25 protein-coding genes are annotated in these 20,082 nt (G+C 70.4%); 10 read left to right on the forward strand and 15 right to left on the reverse strand.

The genetic code is table 11. The features are described from left to right. Nucleotides 1-98: 98 nt before the first annotated feature. The gene (locus tag MUY14_RS01450; RefSeq protein WP_247019993.1) at nucleotides 99-737 is read right to left on the reverse strand and encodes a hypothetical protein; all 639 of its coding nucleotides are present in this window, start codon (nucleotides 735-737) and stop codon (nucleotides 99-101) included. Between the two features lie 226 nt (nucleotides 738-963). Between MUY14_RS01450 and MUY14_RS01455 the strand changes: the two genes are divergently transcribed. Together MUY14_RS01455 and MUY14_RS01460 are read left to right on the forward strand one after the other, a co-directional pair. Further along, nucleotides 964-2,154, forward strand: a complete 1,191-nt coding sequence (locus MUY14_RS01455; protein WP_247019995.1) for a cytochrome P450 — start codon at nucleotides 964-966, stop codon at nucleotides 2,152-2,154. After that, nucleotides 2,148-2,372 (forward strand): ferredoxin, encoded by a 225-nt coding sequence (locus MUY14_RS01460; RefSeq protein ID WP_396126685.1) that lies wholly within the window; start codon nucleotides 2,148-2,150, stop codon nucleotides 2,370-2,372. Before MUY14_RS01455 ends, MUY14_RS01460 begins: the two co-directional genes overlap by 7 nt. Here MUY14_RS01460 and mtnA read toward each other — a convergent pair. After that, nucleotides 2,369-3,334, reverse strand: a complete 966-nt coding sequence (mtnA, locus tag MUY14_RS01465; protein WP_247019999.1) for an S-methyl-5-thioribose-1-phosphate isomerase — start codon at nucleotides 3,332-3,334, stop codon at nucleotides 2,369-2,371. The two genes, MUY14_RS01460 and mtnA, sit on opposite strands and share 4 nt — an antisense overlap. A gap of 47 nt (nucleotides 3,335-3,381) precedes the next feature. Between mtnA and MUY14_RS01470 the strand changes: the two genes are divergently transcribed. Then, nucleotides 3,382-3,780, forward strand: coding sequence for a RidA family protein (locus MUY14_RS01470; protein WP_247020001.1), 399 nt, complete (start codon nucleotides 3,382-3,384; stop codon nucleotides 3,778-3,780). 6 nt (nucleotides 3,781-3,786) lie between these two features. On the opposite strand, the gene MUY14_RS01475 is transcribed toward MUY14_RS01470, so the two are convergent. Further along, entirely contained in the window at nucleotides 3,787-4,581 is a 795-nt protein-coding gene (locus MUY14_RS01475) for a PIG-L family deacetylase (RefSeq protein ID WP_247020003.1), read from the reverse strand. Nucleotides 4,582-4,669: 88 nt separating this feature from the next. Here MUY14_RS01475 and MUY14_RS01480 point away from each other — a divergent pair, with 88 nt between their 5' ends. Further along, entirely contained in the window at nucleotides 4,670-5,152 is a 483-nt protein-coding gene (locus tag MUY14_RS01480) for a DinB family protein (protein WP_247020005.1), read from the forward strand. Here the strand turns inward: MUY14_RS01480 and MUY14_RS01485 are convergent. The 3 genes from MUY14_RS01485 to MUY14_RS01495 are packed head-to-tail and all read right to left on the reverse strand — an operon-like array spanning nucleotide 5,149 to nucleotide 7,281. Beyond that, the gene (locus tag MUY14_RS01485) at nucleotides 5,149-5,943 is read right to left on the reverse strand and encodes an Fpg/Nei family DNA glycosylase (RefSeq protein WP_247020007.1); all 795 of its coding nucleotides are present in this window, start codon (nucleotides 5,941-5,943) and stop codon (nucleotides 5,149-5,151) included. The genes MUY14_RS01480 and MUY14_RS01485 overlap by 4 nt on opposite strands. Before the next feature lie 38 nt (nucleotides 5,944-5,981). Beyond that, nucleotides 5,982-6,620 carry a hypothetical protein gene (locus MUY14_RS01490; RefSeq protein WP_247020009.1) on the reverse strand — a complete coding sequence of 213 codons (639 nt, stop codon included), beginning with the start codon at nucleotides 6,618-6,620 and terminating at the stop codon, nucleotides 5,982-5,984. Between the two features lie 40 nt (nucleotides 6,621-6,660). After that, a complete protein-coding gene (locus tag MUY14_RS01495; protein WP_247020011.1) occupies nucleotides 6,661-7,281 on the reverse strand; it encodes a glyoxalase in 621 nt (206 codons plus the stop codon). Nucleotides 7,282-7,403: 122 nt separating this feature from the next. Between MUY14_RS01495 and MUY14_RS01500 the strand changes: the two genes are divergently transcribed. From MUY14_RS01500 to infA, 3 genes are all read left to right on the forward strand, one after another. Further along, nucleotides 7,404-8,798 carry a hypothetical protein gene (locus MUY14_RS01500; protein WP_247020013.1) on the forward strand — a complete coding sequence of 465 codons (1,395 nt, stop codon included), beginning with the start codon at nucleotides 7,404-7,406 and terminating at the stop codon, nucleotides 8,796-8,798. A 223-nt stretch (nucleotides 8,799-9,021) separates the two neighbouring features. Next, on the forward strand, nucleotides 9,022-9,726 hold the full coding sequence (locus tag MUY14_RS01505; RefSeq protein ID WP_247020015.1) for an N-acetyltransferase: 705 nt from the start codon (nucleotides 9,022-9,024) through the stop codon (nucleotides 9,724-9,726). After that, nucleotides 9,726-9,947 (forward strand): translation initiation factor IF-1, encoded by a 222-nt coding sequence (gene infA, locus MUY14_RS01510; RefSeq protein WP_086862560.1) that lies wholly within the window; start codon nucleotides 9,726-9,728, stop codon nucleotides 9,945-9,947. Before MUY14_RS01505 ends, infA begins: the two co-directional genes overlap by 1 nt. A 51-nt stretch (nucleotides 9,948-9,998) precedes the next feature. On the opposite strand, the gene MUY14_RS01515 is transcribed toward infA, so the two are convergent. After that, complete coding sequence (locus MUY14_RS01515; RefSeq protein WP_247020017.1) at nucleotides 9,999-10,196, reverse strand: hypothetical protein; 198 nt, start codon at nucleotides 10,194-10,196, stop codon at nucleotides 9,999-10,001. A gap of 77 nt (nucleotides 10,197-10,273) precedes the next feature. On the opposite strand from MUY14_RS01515, the gene MUY14_RS01520 reads away from it, so the two are divergent. Further along, nucleotides 10,274-11,407, forward strand: coding sequence for an IS701 family transposase (locus MUY14_RS01520; RefSeq protein ID WP_247013887.1), 1,134 nt, complete (start codon nucleotides 10,274-10,276; stop codon nucleotides 11,405-11,407). Between the two features lie 175 nt (nucleotides 11,408-11,582). Here the strand turns inward: MUY14_RS01520 and MUY14_RS47190 are convergent, their stop codons facing one another. From MUY14_RS47190 to MUY14_RS01545, 6 genes are all read right to left on the reverse strand, one after another. Then, entirely contained in the window at nucleotides 11,583-12,044 is a 462-nt protein-coding gene (locus tag MUY14_RS47190; RefSeq protein WP_396126633.1) for a transposase, read from the reverse strand. 40 nt (nucleotides 12,045-12,084) lie between these two features. Then, nucleotides 12,085-12,492 carry a transposase gene (locus tag MUY14_RS47195; protein ID WP_396126634.1) on the reverse strand — a complete coding sequence of 136 codons (408 nt, stop codon included), beginning with the start codon at nucleotides 12,490-12,492 and terminating at the stop codon, nucleotides 12,085-12,087. An 87-nt stretch (nucleotides 12,493-12,579) separates the two neighbouring features. Beyond that, nucleotides 12,580-13,392, reverse strand: a complete 813-nt coding sequence (locus tag MUY14_RS01530) for a hypothetical protein (protein ID WP_247020019.1) — start codon at nucleotides 13,390-13,392, stop codon at nucleotides 12,580-12,582. A 179-nt stretch (nucleotides 13,393-13,571) separates the two neighbouring features. Then, entirely contained in the window at nucleotides 13,572-14,033 is a 462-nt protein-coding gene (locus MUY14_RS01535) for a phage tail protein (protein WP_247020021.1), read from the reverse strand. A gap of 125 nt (nucleotides 14,034-14,158) precedes the next feature. Beyond that, nucleotides 14,159-14,821: a dienelactone hydrolase family protein gene (locus MUY14_RS01540; protein WP_247020023.1), complete on the reverse strand. Its 663-nt coding sequence runs from the start codon at nucleotides 14,819-14,821 to the stop codon at nucleotides 14,159-14,161. Beyond that, the gene (locus MUY14_RS01545) at nucleotides 14,818-15,675 is read right to left on the reverse strand and encodes an arginase family protein (RefSeq protein WP_247020025.1); all 858 of its coding nucleotides are present in this window, start codon (nucleotides 15,673-15,675) and stop codon (nucleotides 14,818-14,820) included. Before MUY14_RS01545 ends, MUY14_RS01540 begins: the two co-directional genes overlap by 4 nt. 65 nt (nucleotides 15,676-15,740) lie before the next feature. Between MUY14_RS01545 and MUY14_RS01550 the strand changes: the two genes are divergently transcribed. Next, nucleotides 15,741-17,093: a TrpB-like pyridoxal phosphate-dependent enzyme gene (locus tag MUY14_RS01550; RefSeq protein ID WP_247020027.1), complete on the forward strand. Its 1,353-nt coding sequence runs from the start codon at nucleotides 15,741-15,743 to the stop codon at nucleotides 17,091-17,093. Here the strand turns inward: MUY14_RS01550 and MUY14_RS01555 are convergent, their stop codons facing one another. After that, nucleotides 17,094-18,368, reverse strand: a complete 1,275-nt coding sequence (locus MUY14_RS01555) for a diguanylate cyclase (RefSeq protein ID WP_247020029.1) — start codon at nucleotides 18,366-18,368, stop codon at nucleotides 17,094-17,096. A gap of 206 nt (nucleotides 18,369-18,574) precedes the next feature. Between MUY14_RS01555 and MUY14_RS01560 the strand changes: the two genes are divergently transcribed. After that, nucleotides 18,575-18,832, forward strand: coding sequence for a hypothetical protein (locus MUY14_RS01560; protein WP_247020031.1), 258 nt, complete (start codon nucleotides 18,575-18,577; stop codon nucleotides 18,830-18,832). 31 nt (nucleotides 18,833-18,863) lie between these two features. On the opposite strand, the gene MUY14_RS01565 is transcribed toward MUY14_RS01560, so the two are convergent. Further along, nucleotides 18,864-20,063 (reverse strand): MFS transporter, encoded by a 1,200-nt coding sequence (locus MUY14_RS01565; protein ID WP_247020033.1) that lies wholly within the window; start codon nucleotides 20,061-20,063, stop codon nucleotides 18,864-18,866. Between the last annotated feature and the right edge of the window lie 19 nt (nucleotides 20,064-20,082).

Consider the following 20,082-nt stretch of genomic DNA (forward strand, 5'->3'; position numbering starts at 1 on the left):
GGTCCTGCTCGGGTTCGGCTCTGGCTCTGGCGCCGGTGGAACGGGTGGCGGATCTTCCTGGTGGAGTTCGGGTTCTTCTCCGGAACTTTCGTCCGGCTTCACGGCGCAGGGGTCTGTGAGGCGCCCGAATCGCTCGACGGCGCGGGCCCCGTGCACAACGACCACAAGACCAGCGTGATTTCGCTGCCGCGGCTGGTGGTCACGTACGAACGACCGCCTTCGTCCTTGGCTCCCCGGACGAAGTGGACCCGGTTGCACGAGTCCGGGTTGTCGTTGGCCGGGTCGTCGTCGACCGCTTTGCCGATGGTGAGGCACAGTGTGCCGTCACCGCAGGACTCCCTGATGATCGAGCTCAATTGCCGTTCGGCTACTTCGAATTCCTTGAAGAAGAGCCCGTCCAGCGGCAGGGGAACCCGGATCGGCGCCGGAACCGTGTTGTTGCTGTGACTGCTCGGCCCCGGGGGCGGTGGGGCACCGGGTGTCGGTGCGCCGGGTCCGGCGGGCGGTGTGGCGGAGTGGGGAACGGTGACGCCATGATCGTTGTCCGCCGCGGCTGTCGGCGGGGTCGTGGGGTGTGCTGTGGTCGCGAGGGTCGACGCCGCCGTTGTTGTCGCCGACGGTCCGGGTTCGGAAACCGTGTTGTTCTTGACCGGGCTTCCGCAAGAGGTCAGCCATGCGGCCACGCTGATGCAAAAGATCAGTCCGGGTGTTGCTTTGGTGCGGGTTCTGATCATCATTTAGACGAGTTTCGCTCGGATTCGATCAATGTGGTTGTGCTATTCGAATGAATCGTTTACCGGCGGGGTCGTGTTGCGCTTTTCGGCAACCTCACTCGAACGGACCATCGGCCGTCGTCTGCGCGGCTCGTGTGCACACCGTGCTCGACCGGGTGCTCGACGTGAGCCCTCGTCCTGTGTAGCGTTGTAAGCAGCTGCTTACAAACCTGGAGCACGGGGGTTCCGCATGACAGTCACCCACACCGAGCCGCTCTCGTACCCCTTCAACGAGGAGGCGGGCCTCGACCTCAACGAGGCCTACGCGGCCGCTCGGGCAGGCGAAGGCATGGTCCGGGTGAAGATGACCTACGGGGAGCCGGCGTGGCTGGCCACCCGGTACGCCGACGCCCGGCTCGTGCTGGGCGACCGGCGGTTTTCGCGCGCGATGGAGAAGGAGAAGGACGCGCCGCGGCGCATGCCGGTGCAGCGGGACGGCGGGATCCTGCAGATGGACCCGCCGGACCACACGCGGCTGCGGACGCTGGTCGCGAAGGCGTTCACCATGCGCCGCGTCGAACTCCTGCGGCCGCGCGTCGCTTCGCTGGCTTCGGAGCTGATCGCGGACATGAAGGCGGCCGGCGCGCCCGCCGACCTCGTCGATGCCTACGCGCTGCCCATCCCGGTCGCGGTGATCTGCGAGCTGCTCGGCGTCCCGGTCGCCGACCGGCCGAAGTTCCGCGTGTGGAGCGACGCCGCGCTGTCCACCAGCGGGCTCACGCCCGAGGAGTTCGAGCGCAACCGCGAGGAGCTGCGCGACTACATGCGCGGCCTGATCGCCGAGCACCGCGCGGCGCCGCAGGACGACCTGATGACCGCGCTCATCGAGGCCCGCGACGTCCGCGACCGGCTGACCGAGCTGGAGCTCGTCGACCTCTGCGTCGGCATCCTCGTCGCCGGGCACGAGACGACCGCGAGCCAGATCCCCAACTTCGTCTACGCGCTGCAGGACCAGCACGAGCACTGGGAGCGGCTGGTCGCCGAGCCGGACCTGATCCCGGCCGCCGTCGAGGAGCTGCTGCGGTTCGTCCCGCTCGGCGCGGGCGCCGGCTTCGCCCGTTACGCCACCGAAGACGTCGAGGTCGGCGGGGTGCTCGTGCGCGCGGGGGAGCCGGTGCTGGTCGCGGTCGGCGCGGCCAACCGCGACGGCCTGCAGTTCGACGACGCCGAGGAACTGCGCTTCGACCGCGGGGACAACCACCACCTCGGCTTCGGCCACGGCGTCCACCACTGCCTCGGCGCGCCCCTCGCGCGGCTCGAACTGCAGGAGGCGCTGCGCGCGTTGGTCACCGAGATGCCGGGCCTGCACCTGGCCGGCGATATCGTGTGGAAGACGCAGATGCTCGTCCGCGGACCGCGGTCGATGCCGATCGGATGGTGACGATGAGCTGGGACGTGCAGATCGACGAACAGACCTGCATCGGGTCGGGCATGTGCGCCGCCCTGATGCCGGAGGTGTTCGCACTCGACGGCGCTGTCGCGCACACGCTGACGTCGTCGGTCGACGGCGACGAAACGGTGCTCGACGCGGCGGACTCATGCCCGGCGATGGCCATCACGGTGACCGACGGCGGCCGCGAGATCGGCCCGCGGCCCTAGGGCGCCAGGCGCCCCCGCTCGGTCACCACGGCCGTGATCAGGTCGAACGGGGTGACGTCGAAGGCGGGGTTGAACACCTCGGTGCCCGGTGGCGTGACCGGGGTTCCGGCGTACTCGGTGAGTTCGCGGGCATCGCGTTCTTCGATCGCGATGCCCGCGCCGTCCGCCAGCTGCTCGTCCACAGTGGACGAAGGCGCGACCACGACGAACGGGACGCCGTGGTGCCGGGCGGCGATCGCCAGGCCGTAGGTGCCGATCTTGTTGGCGACGTCGCCGTTCGTCGCGATCCGGTCGGCGCCGACCAGTACGCAGTCGACCATCCCGCGCGCCATGGCGGCCGCGGCCGCCGAGTCGGGCTGGACGCGGTGGGGGACGCCGGCCTGCGCCAGCTCCCACGCCGTCAGCCGGGCGCCTTGGAGCAGCGGACGCGTCTCGTCGACGAGGACCTCTTCGACGAGCCCGCGTTCGTGCAGGTGCCAGACGACGCCGAGCGCGCTGCCCCAGCCGACGGTCGCGAGGCGCCCCGCGTTGCAGTGGCTCAGCAACCGCAACGGCCGGCGCGGGCACTCCGCGAGCACGATCTCGGCGGCGTGCGCGGAAGCCGTCTTGTTGAGCTCTTCGTCCTCGGTCAGCAGGGCCAGCGCCTCGGCGAGGACGGCGTCCGCGCCCTGGTCGAGCTTGGCGAGCGCCCGCCGGACGCCCCAGGCGAGGTTGACCGCGGTCGGGCGCGCGTGCGCGATCAGCTCGGCGTCCGCCTCGACGTCACCACCCAGCCGGGCGGCCAGCGCGACCCCGAGCGCCCCGGCGGCCCCGAGCGCGGGCGCCCCGCGGACGGCGAGCCGCTTGACGGCGTCGACGAGCTCACCGACCGTCCGCAGCTCGAGCAGCCGGTAGTCCCCGGGCAGCGCCGTCTGGTCGATGATGACGACGGCGCCGTCGGCCCAGTCGATCGTCCTGCGCACGAAACCCTCCCGCGAAATCCGGTTGCCGCACTGGTGAAGATGCGGTGGTGACCATTGAACGGCAGAACCCGCCCGGCCTGCACACGCCGCCGGGCTACCACCACGTGACGGTGACCACGGCGACGCGCACGGTCCACCTGGCCGGTCAGTGCCCGCTCACCGCCGACGGCTCGGTGGTCGAGGGCGGCGTGCTCGCCCAGGCCGACCAGGTGGCCGCCAACACGGCGGCCGCGCTGGCGTTCGCCGGCGCCGGACCGGCCGACGTGGTCCGCACGGTGATCTACGTGGTGACCACCGACCGCGAGACGCTCTCGGCGGTGTGGGCGCGGCTGACGGCGTCCCCGATCGGCGAGGCGTTCAGCTCGGCGAGCACCTTGCTGGGTGTCGCCCAGCTGGGGTTCCCGGGCCAGCTGGTGGAACTGGACGTGACGGCCGCGCTCGCCTGACGGCGTTCAGAGTCCGGCCATCAGGTCCGTTTCCGTGATCCCCGGCCCCTGTCCCCACCGGATGAACCACTCCGTGCCGAAGGCGAACGCGAAGGCGTCATCCGGCATCGCCAGCATGAACATCTCCTCGCTGATCTGACTGGGGTGCGCCCGCATCGCCGCCCGTTTGACCGACGAGTACTTCGCCACGTCGACCGCCGCCGTGATTTCCGCTTCCGGTTTGCCGAACTCGACGTTCTCCGGCGGTTTCGGGGCCGCCTCCGGCGGCATCAGGCCCTGCTCGACCGCCGCTTCGAAGCCGCGTTGCATGAATTCGCGGTTGAACGTCGCCTGGAAGACGCGGCCGGTGCCGGCCAGCTCGGCCGCGCGCATGCCGACGCGGTGGACCTGGATGTGGTCCGGGTGGCCGTAATCGCCGTTGTCGTCGTAGACCGTCAGGACGTCGGCCGATTCCTCGCGCAGGATCGCCGCGAGCTGCTCGGCCGCCTTTTCGACGTCGGCGCGCCAGAAGCACGACGGGTCGTCGTTCGTCGGTTCGCCCATCATCCCGGAGTCGCGGTAGCCCAGGAACTCGACGCGTTCGACCCCGAGGATCGCCGCGGCCGCGTGCGCCTCCTGGACCCGCCGGTCCTCGAGTTTCTCGCCCTCGGCGAGGAAGCCGTCGGGAACCTCGCCGACTTCGCCCTTGGTGGCGACGACGAGCACGACCCGGTGCCCGTCCTCGACGGCTTTGCGCATGACGCCCGCGGTGCGGAGGCACTCGTCGTCCGGGTGGGCGTGGAAGGTGACCAGTGTTGCCATGACTGCGACGCTACCGAAAGGGTCCGACAAATTCCGCTCGCCGCCGTGCGCCGGTTTTCGTCGGTGGGTGCCGCTAGCGTCCGTGCCCGTGACCGACGACGAGAAGAGCACGCTGCTGGCGTTCCTGCGGGCGCAGCGCGAAAGCGTTCTGGCGATCCTCGACGGGCTCGGGGAGGAGGAGCTGACGAGGCCGGTCCTGCCGTCCGGCTGGACGTCGCTCGGCATGGTGGAGCACCTGGGGTACGCCGAGCGGCACTGGTTCCAGGAGATCGTCACCGGCTCGGCGGATCCCCTGCCCTGGCCGGACGACCACCGGCCGCTGACCACGCCACGGCGTCCGGAGGCCGTTTTCGCGTTCTACCGCGAGCAGTGCCGCCGGTCCGACGAGGTGTTCGCGGCGACGCCGTTGTCGACGCCGCCGCGGGCGCGCCACCCGGGTTCGCTCGGCGCGGAGATCACCGACCTGCGCGGGGTGGTGCTCCACGTCATCGAGGAGACGGCGCGGCACGCGGGCCACCTCGACGCGGCGCGCGAGCTGCTCGACGGCCGCACCGGGCTGGGGCCGCGTTAGCCGGTCTGTTCCTTCGAGCACCACCAGGTCGAGCGGCCGCCGACGGTGCCGTGCGCCATTTCGGCACCGCACCGCGGGCAGTGGTCCCCGGCCCGGCGGTGGCCGATGATCTCGCCGGTGTGCACGCCACCGTGCTTGATCGCGGCGCGCAACGCCTTCCGCAGCGCCTTGTGGAGGCCGGTGAGCTCGTCGTCGTCCAGGTCGTTGACCGGTCGTGCCGGGCTCAGCGCGGCTTGCCAGAGGGTCTCGTCGGCCAGCAGGTTCCCGATCCCGGCGACGACGGACTGGTCCAGCAGCCGGGCCTTGAGCGGCGCCCGCCCCCGCCCGACGCGCTCGCGGAAGTCTTGGCGCGAGATCTCCCCGGCGTCCGGCCCGAGCGCGTCGAGATCGGGATCGAGCCGCACCCGGCTGAGCCGCCGGGTGTCGAAGAGCCGCAGCTGTTCGCCGTCGGCGAAGGTGATCGCGAACCGGAACCACTCGGGCTTCTCGTCGCGATCACGCCGCCGCCGGGGTGGCCCGCTCTCGTCGCCGAACCGCAGCTGCCCGGCCATCCCCAGGTGCAGGCCGAGCGTGGGACCGGGTTTCCCGCGGCCGTTTTCGGTTTCACACCACAGGGTTTTCCCCCGCCGGTGCGCTTCGGTGAGCTTGCCGCCCCGCAGCGCGCTCCGGATGTCCCCGGGCGCGTGCGGGCGGCAGACCCAGTCGTCGTGGTCGTCGACCTCCCGGATCTTCCGCCCGAGCGCCCCGGCGAGGACTTGGCGGGCGAGTTCCACTTCGGGCAGTTCCGGCATCGCCCCAGTCTGCCGACTGCGGCGGGGGTTCGCAGAAGTCAGGCGGTCCAGGCACCGGTGAACAGGGCCATCTCGACGCGGTCCGGTTCGTTGCCGTACTCCGGGCGCCGGGCCTGCTCGGCGGCCCAGCGCAGGTAGTCCGACCAGGTGCTGCTCCACCACGCCGTGGTGTACTTCCAGGCCGGGCCCGCCTCCTCGGGCAGGCGCCTCGCCACGACCCTGTCCAGGATCAGCGGCTGGACGCCCCCTTCGCCGCGGCGGTACCCGGCGAAGTAGAGAAGCTTCGTGAAGAACGCCGCCCCGAGGCCGCGGACCTTCGCGGTGGTGCCGAACCGTTCGTAGCTGTCGAGCAGCACGTCCGGGGTGACGTCCGCCCGGAGTCCGGCCAGCGCCGCTTCCAGGCGTTCGGCCGCGCCCGGCTGTTCCAGGACCCGGCTGGTCCGGTGGGGCCCGTAGCCGCGGATCCCGTGGCCCCACGCCAGTACCCCGGCCGTGAACTGCAGGGCCGGAACGTCCAGCGCCCGCCAGCGATCCGCGAGTGCGAACACGTCGGCACGCCGGACCTCGCCGTCGAGCGCGAAGTCTTCCGGCCACGCGCCGGGCGGGAGCCGGGCCGCCCACCGCTGCGGGTCGACCAGGATGGCCTCGGGTTCGCCGGGCAGAGCAACGTGGGGCATGAGCAGGTAGTCGGGTTTCCGGCTCCGCTCATTACACGGTTCAGGACAGCTCGGCCGCGGCGGTCGTCTCCCACGCGAAGCCGTCCGGGTCGGTGAACGCCGCGCCCCCGACCGCGATGCGGTGCGAGCCCGTTCCCTCCGGGGAGACGCCCGCGTCCTTCGCCAGCGCCTTGCGCCGGTACAGCGCCAGCTTGACCGGGCTCTCGCCGGTGTCGAACTCCACGTACATGCGCCCGAAGCTCTTGCCGACCGGGAAGCCGTGGTCGCTGTAGAACTTCTTGCTCGCCGCCACGTCGGCGACGCCCAGCAGGAGCACGACCGGGCCGAACTCGCGGGTGGCCGGGCCCGTGTTCTTCTTCGCCGACGTCGCGATCTTCCAGATCGTCCCGTCCGGGGCCTGTACGACCGCGCCATAACCCCACATGGACTTCGCGGGCGCCTTGAGCGTCGTCGCGCCGGCCTCGAGGGCCGTGCCGACCAGGGAATCGACGTCCGCGGGCTGGGCGACGACCAGGGAGAGTGTGAAGCCGCGGAAGCCGGTGGACGACTCCTGGCCGGCGCGGAAGCGCAGCGGGAGGGCCGGCCCGAAGGCGGCGGTGTGGAAGCGTTCGGCGGCGGCGGGGTCGGCCACCTCGAGGGTGATGGTGTCGATGTTCGTCATGCCGGTAACGCTAGGTCCGCCCCCGTGACCGGCGCTTCTCGATTCCTGACCGGTCCGCGCTAAACCGTTCGGCCCAGTCGCGCGTGGTCCACCCGACCTGGCACGGCACGGAGAGGACGGCGATGGGGTTCGCGCAACAGCTGGACGAGACGGTCGAACGGATCATCGACGAGGCGATCGAGTTCTTCATGGCCTCGCGCGGCTGGCAGCGCAACTTCCACGGCAACTACGAGCAGTGGCCGGCCACCAACGGCGCCGAGATCACGCCTCCGGGCAGTCCTTCCCGGACCTCGGGCGGCCAGGTCCTGAGCGGCGGCCTGCCCGGGTACGCCGACGGTCTCGACCACGGCTCCGGCCCGAACGCGGGTTCGCAGGTCTACGGGTACTTCGAGACGACGATCCGGGACCTGTTCCGCCCGTGGCGGTCCATCCCTGACCCGGCGGACTTCGACGCCTACCTCGACCAGGTCCGCGACGCCGCCTGGTACGTGTCGCTGACGAGCGCCGCCGACCGGGTCAGCTCGGTCGGCAACGCCGCGCTCGACACCGTCGGCTACCTGCAGGAGAAGATCGGCGGCGAAAACATGCGCGGCGCCACGATCTTCGCGTTCGACCAGAACTTCTGCACCCCGCTGCCGACGGTGCTCCACGGCCAGTACGCCGTCGCGCTGCTCGCCGGCGTGACGTTGTGCGGCGAGAAGGAGATCTGGGCGAAGGCGCGCGAGGACGTCCACGCCATCGCCGACAAGATGCACGCGGCCATGAAGGACCGTGGCTCGGCTGTCGCCGACCTCGGCACGATCACGGCGTTGTTCGCCCTCGCGGCGGCGTTCCCGACCCCGGCACAGCCGATCCTGGCCGGCGTCGGCGCGGCGCTCCCGGCGCTGGAGACGCTGCTCCACGCCGGCGACGAGCCGAACAAGCAGCCGGTCGAGTTCGCCGGCGGCACCCCGGAGAAGGTGATCGCGAGCGCGGGGGAGGCGCTGAAGACGCTCGCGCGCACTATCCGCGACTGCGAGGACGACATCAAGGGCAAGATCAAGGACGGCATGGACACCGTCACGCGGCGGTCGAAGTCGTTCGCGATGCCGAAGCCGGCGCTGCTCGAAGCCCTCGACGTCAGCGGGATCAAGGTCGACCTGGAGGTGCTGCACTTCCTCGCCACCGACACGCTGCCGCAGATCGAAAAGCAGATCAACGAGGGCGCGGACCTCGTCTACTGGGGTTCGATGTGCGGCGCGGCCTGGTACCGGCCGAGCGACCTCGGCGTGTCCGACACGACGGACGGCCCGTTCCCGGCGTGGCAGGAACTGGCGGCGCTGGCCGGCAACCTGATGTCCGACCTCGCCTGGGAGGTCAAGGAGAGTGCGGCCCACCTGCAGATCGCGGCCGACCGCCACGGCCGCACGGAGGCCGAGATCACGGAGTCCCTGCGCCGCCACGCCAAGAAGCTCGAAGGCTTCGCCGGCCACGACCCGATCGGCACGCCGACGAGGTGGCTGAACGAGCACCCGTGATAAACCGTTGGACGGCTGCGCGAGGGGTTTGGTAGCTTGCCGTCGAACCGTGATCTTGCCCGAGGAGGTGGTACCCGTGAACGTTGGATCGTCGTGGGTGCTCCCCTCGTTGTCACGGTCTGGCGGCTGACGCAGGGGCCGCCGGGAGCGCTGTGAGTAAGCACTCCCGAAAGGCTTTTCCATGGACTCTCCGCATTCCGAGCCCGCTACGGTCATCACGCGGGTGGCGGAACACCATTGGCACGCACTGTCTGCCGACCGCGTGGTCGGCCGGGCCGAAGCGTCCCGGCGCCCCGACGGGCGCCTGTTCCTGAGCATCGACACGTGGCACACCGACGACTTCACGCGGCTCGCGTCGGCGATGCTGCCGGCGTTGCCCCGTCCGCTGTACACCGTGGTCGACGAGGCCGACGACGGGTTGAAGTCCTGCTGGGAGCGCGCCGGTTTCACGACCCGGCGGCGTGAGTTCGAGTACGTCGTGGCCACTGCCCCGGGGACTGTTCCGCCCGGGACGACGATCGGGCCCGCGGCGGACCAGGATCTGCTGCGTTCTCTCGACGACGTCGTCCGCGCCGAGGTCGAGGCTTCGGCAGGGTGGGCTTCGATGCCCGCCGAGGTGCTGCCGCGTCCCGCTGTCCCGGACTTGGCGAAGTACGTGGTGGCTTCGGAAGCCGGGCACTACGTGGGTCTGGTCCGGTTGGGCCCGGTGCGGCGTCAGACCCGGATCGGGTTGATCGCGATCCGTGCCGATCATCAGCGTCGCGGGATCGGACGCTCTTTGCTGACCTACGTGCTGGATTCCTTGTGCGGTCGGGGAATCGAGTCGGTTTCTTGTGAGGTCGACGAGGGCAATGCGGCGGCGATCGCGCTGGTCCAGGGCTTCGGGGCGCGCCGGATGGGCAGCACCGTCGAGCTGGTGGTGCGCTGATGGGCGGCAAGGGAGGGATCGAAGTCGAGGGCACGGTGCTGGAGTGCCTTCGTGACGCGACTTTCCGCGTGGAGCTGGAGAACGGGCACAAGGTGCTCGCGCACATCAGCGGGAAGATCCGGAAGAACTACATCAAGATCCTGCCGTTCGACCGGGTGCTGGTGGAGCTGAGCCCGTACGACCTGAACCGCGGGCGGATCCTGTTCAGGTACCGGAATTGAGCCACCGCCGTCGCCGGGCTCCGGCCTGGCGACGGCGCTCCCCGGGCCGGTTCAGTGCATCCCTTCGACCACGCTGACGATGTGCTGGGGGTTGATCGTCCGCGGGTTCCCGGGCTGCTCGAAGCCCATCGGGAGGGTGATCAGCCCGCCGGTCTTGAGCGCGTTGTCCACGAGTTGCACGAGTTCGCGGAACTCGACGAGCACGCGGTAGGTGGTCCCGTTCGTCATTTCGACCTGGTTGAACGACATCGGCGCGTCCTTTCTTCGGCGATTCGACCGGACTAGTACTGCAACGGCAGTTAGTGGTGTTGTGGTAGATCATCCTGGTGGTGGTCGATGTGGTGATGGATCAGCTGGACCGGGTGCATGAGCGGATTGCGGGCCGGTTCGCGCGGTCGGAACCTCGAGGTCGGGCGCGGGAGTATGTGTCTGGGCTGGTCGCGGGTCTGGAGCGGAAGAACGGGTGGACGCTGGCCGAGCAGGCCGGTGAGGTCTCGCCGGACGGGATGCAGCGGCTGCTGCGCTGGGCGGACTGGGACATCGACGGTGTCCGCGACGACGTTCGGGACTACGTGATCGAGCATCTCGGCGAACCCGGTGGCGTGCTGATCGTCGACGACACCGGGTTCCTGAAGAAAGGCACCCGGTCGGCCGGCGTGCAGCGGCAGTACTCCGGCACCGCCGGGCGGATCGAGAACTGCCAGATCGGCACCTTCCTGGCCTATGCCGGTGCCGGCGGACATGCACTGATCGACCGGGAGCTCTATCTGCCCGAGCCGTGGATTGCCGACCAGGATCGGTGCCGGCGAGCAGGGATTCCGGCCGGGACCGAGTTCGAGACCAAACCCCGCCAAGCCATGGCGATGCTGGCACGGGCATTCGCCGCGAAGGTGCCGTTCACCTGGATCACCGCCGATGAGGCCTATGGGCAGGTCAAGTACCTGCGGTTGTGGCTGGAAGCCCACGACGCCGCGCACGTGCTGGCCACCAAGGTCAACGACACCCTGGTCTCCACCGGCGGTCGCGAAGCCCGCGCCGACGAACTGATCGCGCAGTTGCCCGCTCGGTCGTGGCGGCGGCTGTCGGTCGGTGCCGGGGCGCACGGGCCCCGCGAGTACGACTGGGCGCGGGTGCCGATCCGGATCGGCTGGCAGCCGGGACGTGGACACTGGCTGCTCGCCCGCCGCTCACTCTCAGACCCGACCGAGATCGCCTACTACGTCTGCTACGGACCTCGCCGTTCGAGCCTGCTGAACCTGGCCTGGATCGCCGGGACTCGCTGGCGGATCGAGGAGTGTTTCCAGCAAGCCAAGAACGAAGCCGGACTCGACCACTACCAGGTCCGGTCCTGGCGGGCTTGGTATGCCCACATCACCCTGGCCATGCTCGCTCACGCCTGGCTTGCGGTCTCCCGATCCCTTGTCGCAAAAGGGGAACCGGCGTCGCCGAGCCGGGCATGATCGGATTCACGCTACCGGAGATCAGGCGTCTGCTTATCAAGCTGGTGCTGCGTGTCGCCGACGCCGCCGACCACATCTGGGCCTGGTCCCGCTTCCGCCGTCGACGACAACACCAAGCTCGCCTCAGCCACTACAAACGACGAGGCTACCCACTCACCTAACTGCCGTTGCAGTACTAGGGCGTGTCTGACAATGCCTTGGTCCAGGTGATCACGGCGTGGAGGACGACCGCAGATCGGTAGACGATAGCCAGCTTGTCGTAGCGAGTTGCCAGGCCACGCCACTGTTTGAGCAGGTTGAACCGTCGTTCGACAACGTTGCGGCCGCGGTAATCGACCGCGTCGAAGGCGGGTGGACGACCGCCGCGGGAACCGCGGCGTTTGCGGTGCCCGGCCTGGTCAGCAGGTTCTGGGATCACTGCGGTGATGCCGCGGTCGCGCAGATGCCCGCGGATCGCTCGTGAGGAGTAGGCCTTGTCGCCTCGGACGCGGACGGGCCGGGTGCGAGCCCGGCCGCGTCCGGCTCGGCGGATTCGCAGGTGTCGCATGAGATGCGGGAACATCGGTGCGTCCCCGGCCTGGCCGGGTCCGACCAGCGTGACCAGCGGGCGGCCGTTGCCGTCGACGAGGTGGTGCACTTTGGTGCTCCAGCCGCCGCGGGAGCGGCCGATCGCATGGTCAGGCGGCTCGGTGCGCAGATCCGTGTAGTTCGACCCAGCCCCCTGTGGGACGGGTGATGTTGGTGGCGTGCTGATGCGCTCGGGCGATCGTGGAATCCACCGACACCGACCAATCCACCAAGCCCGCTGCATCCGCTTCAGCGAGCAAGCGCTGCAGGACGGTGTCCCAGGTGCCGTCGCTGGCCATCCGGCGATGCCAGGTCCAGATCGTCTGCCACGGACCGAACACCGCCGGAACATCCCGCCAGGCAATCCCGCACCGATAGCGGTAGATGATCCCTTCGACCATCGCTCGCGCGTCGGAGAACGGGCGGCCCCGCTTGCCGGTGCGGACCGGCAGCAGGTCCTCGATCAAGGTCCATTGATCGTCGGAAAGCAACTGAAACCGCGACACGACCGACAGCATCCCAGCGACCCGCCGAAACTTTTGTCAGACACGCCCTAGGTCGGGTACCGCGGACACGTTGTTACACCCGGACAGTCGAGAACCCGATCAAGTCGGCCGATTCGCGTGCCGTTGGGCTCCGGCGAGAAGAGTTCCCGCGCTGTTGACCCTTTCGAGTCGAGAGTTGCGGTACTCGAGATTCGTGAGCTCCGTACCCGAGACTTCGGTGCCGTGCAGGTAGGTCTTTCCCTGCCACCGCACGCCGAACGTCCGCCCAGGGCCTTGCCGGTAGAGCCCCACCAGCTGGGGTGCTCCTCCGGTGAGCGCATCCGCTCCCGAACCGACTGCGTCGCAGAAGGCGCTGAAGACGGCTCGGCTCGTCCGATCCTTTTCCGATCCCGTGGGCTTCACCCAGGCACGGTGATTCTTTTCCAGCTGTGGCCGGCCGCTTCCCAAAAATTCGATCTTCGAGCTGACCGCCGGTACCTGGAGGTCGGTGGTGGTCCAACGGGTCTCTCCCGCCGGCAGGCGCAGGATCTGAACGCCGAACTTCGACGGCATGGCCGACCCGATCCGGCAGCAGTGCACGATCTGGCTCTCCAGCCGAAGCTGGGGAGGTGCACCGCGCCAGGCCGCGGTGACCAGTTCCAGAACGCGAGCTTGGGCGCTCTCGATCGTTTCGTCGTCCGGGCACTCGTCCAGTTGCGCCGTCACCGTCGGCAAGGTCAAGGCGGGGAAGAGCACGTCGCCGACGTAACCCATGATGTGGGCGCCCCTCGTGGTGGCGTACGTCTTGCGGGCGCCGTTCCAGTGAGGGTCTCCGGGCGTGCCCGCCGGCCAGCTGATGCGGCTGTCGGTGGCGATGTACGCCGAGGAAGGCCCGCGTTGATCCACTGCGACCCACACCACGAGGCTCGTCATGCCGCTCCTTGACAACCATCCGCTCAGGTGGTGCTATTTTCCGGCAACTCCGGGGGCCTCCATCACGCGGGGGCGGCGAGGTGCCCACGGTGGTCTCGAGTAGAGACCTGTGTTCCGTGCCTCCGGTCTTCGAAGCGCCGGGCCGAGTCCACCTCGGTCCGGCGCTTTCGGTTCCAGGGTCAGTACTCCTTCTTGATCACGAAGTACGACCCCCGGATCGTTCCCGCCAGCTTGGACTTCTGGCGGGCGAACTTGAACGCCGCCAGCTCCGCCGGCACCTCCATCCCCTCCGACAGCTTGAAACCCACCGCTCGCTTCCCGCCGTCCTCGAGGGTGTACATCACGTTGATCGACAACCCGCTCTCGTAGAACACGTACGCCATCCGGATGCCCTCGACCTCGAACTCGGTCGCCTCCAGGGCCGGGGACGAGACGACGATCTCGCGCTCCTCCGACAGGATCCGGTGCACCCACTCGACCGTGGACGGCACCTCGCCCGCGGGGGACACCGTGAACACGTGGCCGTACTTGTTCTTGAAGTAGCGGGCCTCGTTCGCGCGCAGGCCGGCGAGGGCGTCCGCCACCTGGGATGACTCCAGGCCGGTGGTCGAGACGGTGGTGAAGTCGACGGCTTCGGGCATGGTTGGCTCCTCCGGGGTCAGCGGCTGGTGACGAAGGTAGACCACACGCGAGCCGGCGGCACGGGTCCCGGCCGGCCGCAGGCCGGGCGGCGTGGCCGGCGCCGGGTGGTGGGATCGCGGTCCGCTCACGCCGGCAACGTGCGCCGGAGGAAGGCCAGCGTCAGCTCCCACGCCCGGGCCGCCGCCTCGGGGTGGTGGAACATCGGGGCCGCGTGGTTGTGGAACGCGTGCCCGGCCTCCTCCTGCACGTGGATCTCCGCGCCTTCATGAGCCGCGACCGCGGACTCGACGACAGCCACGTCCGTGCGGGGGATGTACGGGTCCTTCCCGCCGAAGTGGAACTGGATCGGGCACGTCACCCGGGGCAGGTCCCCGATCGACGACGCCACCGTCGAGCCGTAGAACGACACCGCTGTGTCCGGGTCGCCTTCGGCCGCCGCCGCGAACGCCAGCGAACCGCCCAGGCAGAAGCCCAGTACGCCGACGCCGCCGGTCACCGCCGGCCGGGAACGGAGGTGGGACACCGTCTCCAGTACGTCCGCCAGGCCCAGCTCCGGGTCAAACGACGCCGCCACCTTCATCGACGCCGCCACGCCCGCTTCGTCGTGCGTCGACGACCAGCCCGGGGCGATCCGCCGGAACAGTTCCGGGATCGCCACCACGTACCCGGCCGCCGCGAGGTCCGATGCCACCGAGCGCAGGTAGTCGTCCAGGCCGAAGATCTCCTGGATCAGCACCAGGCCCGGGCCGCGACCGGATGGCGGGTGCCAGATCGGGAGGTCGGTCATCGCAACGCCCTTTCCAAGATGTCGGCGACCAGGGCGGCCTGGTGACCGTCCGGGTCGAGGTCGGGGTCGAACACCGTCAGCTCGAAGCCCGCCGCGCCTGGGCGCGCCAGCAGCTCGCGAAGCACCGAAACCAGCGTCGAAGGGTCGAGACCGCCGGGGTCGGGACTGTCCACTGCAGACACGTGTGCCGGGTCGAGGACGTCGATGTCCACGTGCACCCAGAACCCGTCCAGGTCCGGGAAGGCCGGCGGCACCGGTGTGCCGGCCATGAGCGACTCCGACGTGACGTGCGCGATGCCCGCCGCCTCCAGCCGGGCCGACTCGGCGGACCGGACGCCCAGGACCAGGACGTCCTCGTCGCGGACGTACGGCCGGAGCCCGTCGATGTCGGCCAGGTCGTCGGCGCCGCGGCCGGTCATGATCGCCAGGTCCTCGCCCGCCGCCGCGCCGACGTGCTCGGCCGCGGGCAGGTGGCGGAAGTCGTCGTGGCCGTCGAGGAAGGCGATCCCGTAGCGGCCGCAGCGGCGCAGCGCCAGCATCGCGCCCAGCGAGATCGAGCAGTCGCCGCCCAGGACGACCGGGAAGCCGCCGCCGGCGCGCACCGACGCGATCCGGGCCGCGAGCGCCCGCGTGTACGCCGCGATCGCCGCCGAGTTGCGGACGCCGTCGCCCGGCTGCCAGGTGCCCACGTACCGCCCGGGCGTCACGACCCCGCCGTCCGACGCGCCCAGGCGGCGCAGGATGCCCAGGTCGCGCAGCACGCCGGGCGTCTTGTAGCAGCCGGGCGTCGCGCCCTCGGCGGGCGGGCGCAGGCCCAGGTTGGACGGAGCGTCGAGCAAGACCAAGTTCCCCACCGGGTCACCGTACTGGCTCCGCGGCCGGTCGCGACCTAAGTTGGGAGACCGACCTAGGAGGCGCGATGGCCGACCGCACCAAGTACATCCTGGACGAAGCCGATCTCCCGACGCAGTGGTACAACGTCGTTCCCGACCTGCCCGAACCGCCACCGCCGCCGCTGCACCCCGGCACCCGCGAGCCGGTCGGACCGGCCGATCTGGCGCCGCTCTTCCCGCAGGCGCTCATCGCCCAGGAAGTGACGACCGATCGCTTTGTCGACATCCCGGAGGAGGTCCGGGAGGTCTACCGGCTGTGGCGGCCGTCGCCGCTGTTCCGCGCGCGCCGGCTGGAGAAGGCGCTCGGCACCCCGGCGCGGATCTACTACAAGTACGAGGGCGTCAGCCCGGTCGGTTCGCACAAGCCGAACACCGCCGTGCCGCAGGCGTTCTACAACGCGCAGGAGGGCGTCACCCGGCTGACCACCGAGACCGGCGCCGGCCAGTGGGGGAGCGCGCTCGCGTTCGCCTGCGCGCAGTACGGCATCCGGTGCGAGGTGTGGCAGGTCCGGGCCTCCTACGACCAGAAGCCCTACCGCAAGCTGATGATGGAGACGTTCGGCGCGATCGTCCACCCGAGCCCGTCCGAGCTGACCGAGTCCGGCAAGGCCATCCTCGCCGAGCACCCGGACTCGACCGGCAGCCTCGGGATCGCGATCAGCGAAGCCGTCGAGCAGGCCGCGCAGGACCCGGACACGCGGTACGCGCTGGGCAGCGTCCTCAACCACGTGCTGCTGCACCAGACGATCATCGGCGAAGAAGCGCTGAAGCAGTTCGAGCTGGCCGGTGACACCCCCGACGTGCTCGTCGGCTGCACCGGCGGCGGCTCGAACTTCGGCGGGCTCGCCTTCCCGTTCCTGCGCGAGAAGCTGGCCGGCCGGATGGACCCGGTCATCCGCGCGGTCGAGCCGGCCGCGTGCCCGACGCTGACGCGCGGGAAGTACGCCTACGACTTCGGCGACACGGCCGGCCTCACGCCGCTGCTCAAGATGCACACGCTCGGCCACGACTTCATCCCGGACCCGATCCACGCGGGCGGCCTGCGCTACCACGGGATGTCGCCGCTGATCTCGCACATCTACGAGCTGGGTCTGATCGAAGCGCTCGCGATCGGGCAGCAGGAGTGCTTCGCCGCGGGGGTGCAGTTCGCGCGGGCGGAGGGGATCATCCCGGCCCCCGAGCCGACCCACGCGCTCGCGGCGTGCATCCAGGAAGCGTTGCGGTGCAAGGAAACCGGTGAGGAGAAGGTGATCCTCACGGCGCTGTGCGGGCACGCGCACCTCGACCTGCCCGCGTACGGCGCTTACCTGGCCGGGGAGATGGTGGACAACGAGCTCCCGGACTCGGCGCTCGAAGCGTCGCTGGCGACCCTGCCGTAGTCAGCGCGCGTCGGGGATTTCGGGGCGGGTGAGCTCCGTGCGGGCCGTGGCCAGGACCACCCGGTCGCGGCCCGCCGCCTTCGCCTCGAACACCGCGTCGTCCGCGGCCTGCAGGAGGATCGTGTACTCGGCGGCCGTTTCCGGGTAGACCGCCGCACCGATCGACGCGGTCAGGCCGGCGATCACCTCGGGCTTGCCCGGGCGGATCACCGGGACCGCCACCTCGACCCGCGCGATCGCCGTCCGGATGCGGTCGGCGATCGCCACGATCTCCGCGCCCGTCGCGCCCGGGAGCAGCACCACGAACTCGTCGCCGCCGAAGCGGCCCACGTAGTCGCCGCCGCGGACCGAGCCCTGGATCGCCGCCGCGATCGCGCGGAGGACCTCGTCGCCCGCCAGGTGGCCGTTGCCGTCGTCGATGGCCTTGAAGTGGTCGATGTCGATCATCAGGACGCCCGCCGTCGAGGCGAGCTCGGTCGCGCGGGCCAGTTCGTTGCGGGCCAGCTGGACCCAGAACTCCGGGGCCAGCAGCGCCGTCTTGGAGTCGGTGCGCGCGGCGGCCTGGAACTGCGGGAGCAGCAACCCGATGTGCAGCGCCACCGGCGTCACCATGAGCACCGGCAGCAGCCACGGCCGGACCGTCATCACCAGCGCGATGCCGCAGCCGACGCCGACCGCGGCCAGCACGATCAGCACGTCGGACGGGTTGCCGAACGCCTGCCGCGGTGGCTTGCCCGGGTTGCTCATCAGGATCGCGAGGATGACCAGCACGTAGTTGAGCCCGAAGTACACGAGGCCGGCCGCCAGCAGCGCCGTCATCCCGCCGAAGCCGTCCAGGTGGGGGACGTACGGCGCCACGTACCCGGTTCCCGCCCGGAGAACGGCGCCCGCGGCGAAACAAGCGAGGATGACGGTGGCTCCGGAAAACACTTTCCGGTGAATCACGCCGCGTCGTTTGTAAACGCGGACCCAGGAATGGGCGTAGCTGACGACGATGACGAGTGTGGCCAGTGGCGGGGGCAGCAGGAGCAGCCCGGCGAAGATCCAGATCGACTGCAGGTGCATGTGCGGACGGCCGTCGGCGGCGAGCTCGCGGATGCGCTCGATGCGTTGCGCCGCTTCGAGGTGCACGATTTCGCCCGCGAGGATCAGTCCACACCAGAGCATCGACTGGGCGGTGATCGGCACGAGCGTGGCCGTCGCGACGACCGCGATCAGCGCCAGCGCGTCGACGACGAGGACATAGCCGAACACCGGAGTGGTCAGCTTCCACATCGCCCACGTACGGATACCTGATCGTGGACGTTCTGAGCTGGGCTTTCGCCCTGGGGACCCGGACAATCCCACGAAACGCCCCTCTTCTCAGGACGGAACTCTTCGCGGAAATCGTCACTGTAATCGAATGAACGCGGTGTGTCACTAGGCCGGTCAGGCTACCGTCCGGTTACGCACCGTACAACAACCCTCACCTAGGAGAAACCATGTCGCACTTCCTCCCCACCGGCAACATCGTCCCGTCCCGCCGCCGCGCGCAGCGGCCGACCGACTGGACGCGGCAGCTCCCCACCGACTGGACCCGCGCGATCCCGACCGACTGGACCCCGCGGCGGCTGCCGACCGACTGGACCGCTCGCGAACTGCCCACCGACTGGACCGTGCGCGAGCTGCCGACGGATTGGACCCGCCCCGGCGTCTCGTCACCGCTGCCGCAGTGCCCGACCGACTGGACGCGGTCCTGACCCGTGCCCGGTGACCGGCCGGCCGGGCCGGTCACCGGGGATCCGGTTGCGCACGACGCCACAGCGCCGCCGCGCCGATCGCCGCCGCCACGCCGATCGCGCCCGCGCCGGCGACCACCCCGTGCGGGGCCGCGCGTTCCGCCGCGAGCCCGGCCAGCACGACGCCCAGGCCCTGCGACACGCGCAGCGCCGTCAGCGCGAAGCCGAACGCCTGCGCGCGCTGGGTGTCCGGGGTCAGCTGGACGAACGTCGTGTTCGCGATCAGGTTGTACGAACTGGCCACCCCGGACAGCGTCAGCAGCGCCAGCGTGCCCTCGAGGTTCGGCCGCAGCGCGCAGCCGAGCAGGGCCGCGCACGCCAGCACCGCCAGCGGCCCGAGCAGCCGCGCCCGCCGCTCGGGCGGGATCCGCGACAACGCCGCCATCCCGAGCACGTTCCCCAGCGCGTACGCCGCCAGCAGCAGCCCGACCACCACCGCGCCGCCCCCGAGTTCGGCGGCGTACGGGGCGGCGATCGCCTCGCCCGCGATGTAGATCCCCGACACGCACCCCAGCGCCACCAGCGCGAGCCGCCGCCGGTCGCCGGTCACCACCGTCCAGCCCGCGCGGACGTGCCGCCACCAGCGGACGCCGGACGATTCGCGGGGCGCCCGCGCGTGGACGCCGGTGACCAGGAACAGCGCCGACGCCGCGAAGCTGACCGCGTCCGCCAGCAGTGCCCCGCCGGTGCCGATGGCCGCCACGAGCAGCCCGCCCAGCGCGAAGCCGGCGACCTGGCCCGCCTGCACCAGCATCATCAGCAAACCCATGCCGGGCACGAAGGTGTCGCCGGGCAGCACCTGCGGCAGCAGTGCCGCGCGCGCCGCGTTCCAGACCGGGTTGAGCAGCTGGACGCCGACCAGCAGCGCCGCCACCGGCGCCAGCGGGAGACCGGGCACCGCCATCACGGCCACCGCGGCCGCGCGCAGGACGTCGGCCACGACCATCACCGTCCGCGGTGGGTGGCGGTCGGCCAGCCCGGACAGCAGCGGCCCGCCGACCAGGTCCGGCAGGAACGTCAGCGCGTACGCCAGCGCGGCCCAGCCCGGCGAATTCGTGCGGTCGTAGACCAGGATCGACAACGCGACGCGCGCCAGCTGGTCCCCGGTGACCGAGACCAGCTGGGCGGAGAACAGCGCCCGGAACTCGGTCACGCCGAGGACGTCCCGGAACCCGGCCGCGCGTGCCGTCATGGGCACTCAGGGTACCGGC

It is taken from the genome of Amycolatopsis sp. FBCC-B4732 (assembly GCF_023008405.1).
Taxonomy (GTDB): Bacteria; Actinomycetota; Actinomycetes; order Mycobacteriales; family Pseudonocardiaceae; genus Amycolatopsis; species Amycolatopsis pretoriensis_A.

What these genes read in the sequence shown, in the direction of transcription:
- MUY14_RS01450 (WP_247019993.1), bottom strand. Translation starts at nt 737, where the DNA reads ATGATGATCAGAACCCGCACCAAAGCAACACCCGGACTGATCTTTTGC.
- MUY14_RS01455 (WP_247019995.1), top strand. Translation starts at nt 964, where the DNA reads ATGACAGTCACCCACACCGAGCCGCTCTCGTACCCCTTCAACGAGGAG.
- MUY14_RS01460 (WP_396126685.1), top strand. Translation starts at nt 2,148, where the DNA reads ATGGTGACGATGAGCTGGGACGTGCAGATCGACGAACAGACCTGCATC.
- MUY14_RS01475 (WP_247020003.1), bottom strand. Translation starts at nt 4,581, where the DNA reads ATGGCAACACTGGTCACCTTCCACGCCCACCCGGACGACGAGTGCCTC.
- MUY14_RS01485 (WP_247020007.1), bottom strand. Translation starts at nt 5,943, where the DNA reads ATGCCGGAACTGCCCGAAGTGGAACTCGCCCGCCAAGTCCTCGCCGGG.
- MUY14_RS01490 (WP_247020009.1), bottom strand. Translation starts at nt 6,620, where the DNA reads ATGCCCCACGTTGCTCTGCCCGGCGAACCCGAGGCCATCCTGGTCGAC.
- MUY14_RS01495 (WP_247020011.1), bottom strand. Translation starts at nt 7,281, where the DNA reads ATGACGAACATCGACACCATCACCCTCGAGGTGGCCGACCCCGCCGCC.
- MUY14_RS01500 (WP_247020013.1), top strand. Translation starts at nt 7,404, where the DNA reads ATGGGGTTCGCGCAACAGCTGGACGAGACGGTCGAACGGATCATCGAC.
- infA (WP_086862560.1), top strand. Translation starts at nt 9,726, where the DNA reads ATGGGCGGCAAGGGAGGGATCGAAGTCGAGGGCACGGTGCTGGAGTGC.
- MUY14_RS01515 (WP_247020017.1), bottom strand. Translation starts at nt 10,196, where the DNA reads ATGTCGTTCAACCAGGTCGAAATGACGAACGGGACCACCTACCGCGTG.
- MUY14_RS47195 (WP_396126634.1), bottom strand. Translation starts at nt 12,492, where the DNA reads ATGCTGTCGGTCGTGTCGCGGTTTCAGTTGCTTTCCGACGATCAATGG.
- MUY14_RS01530 (WP_247020019.1), bottom strand. Translation starts at nt 13,392, where the DNA reads ATGACGAGCCTCGTGGTGTGGGTCGCAGTGGATCAACGCGGGCCTTCC.
- MUY14_RS01535 (WP_247020021.1), bottom strand. Translation starts at nt 14,033, where the DNA reads ATGCCCGAAGCCGTCGACTTCACCACCGTCTCGACCACCGGCCTGGAG.
- MUY14_RS01540 (WP_247020023.1), bottom strand. Translation starts at nt 14,821, where the DNA reads ATGACCGACCTCCCGATCTGGCACCCGCCATCCGGTCGCGGCCCGGGC.
- MUY14_RS01550 (WP_247020027.1), top strand. Translation starts at nt 15,741, where the DNA reads ATGGCCGACCGCACCAAGTACATCCTGGACGAAGCCGATCTCCCGACG.
- MUY14_RS01555 (WP_247020029.1), bottom strand. Translation starts at nt 18,368, where the DNA reads ATGTGGAAGCTGACCACTCCGGTGTTCGGCTATGTCCTCGTCGTCGAC.
- MUY14_RS01560 (WP_247020031.1), top strand. Translation starts at nt 18,575, where the DNA reads ATGTCGCACTTCCTCCCCACCGGCAACATCGTCCCGTCCCGCCGCCGC.
- MUY14_RS01565 (WP_247020033.1), bottom strand. Translation starts at nt 20,063, where the DNA reads ATGACGGCACGCGCGGCCGGGTTCCGGGACGTCCTCGGCGTGACCGAG.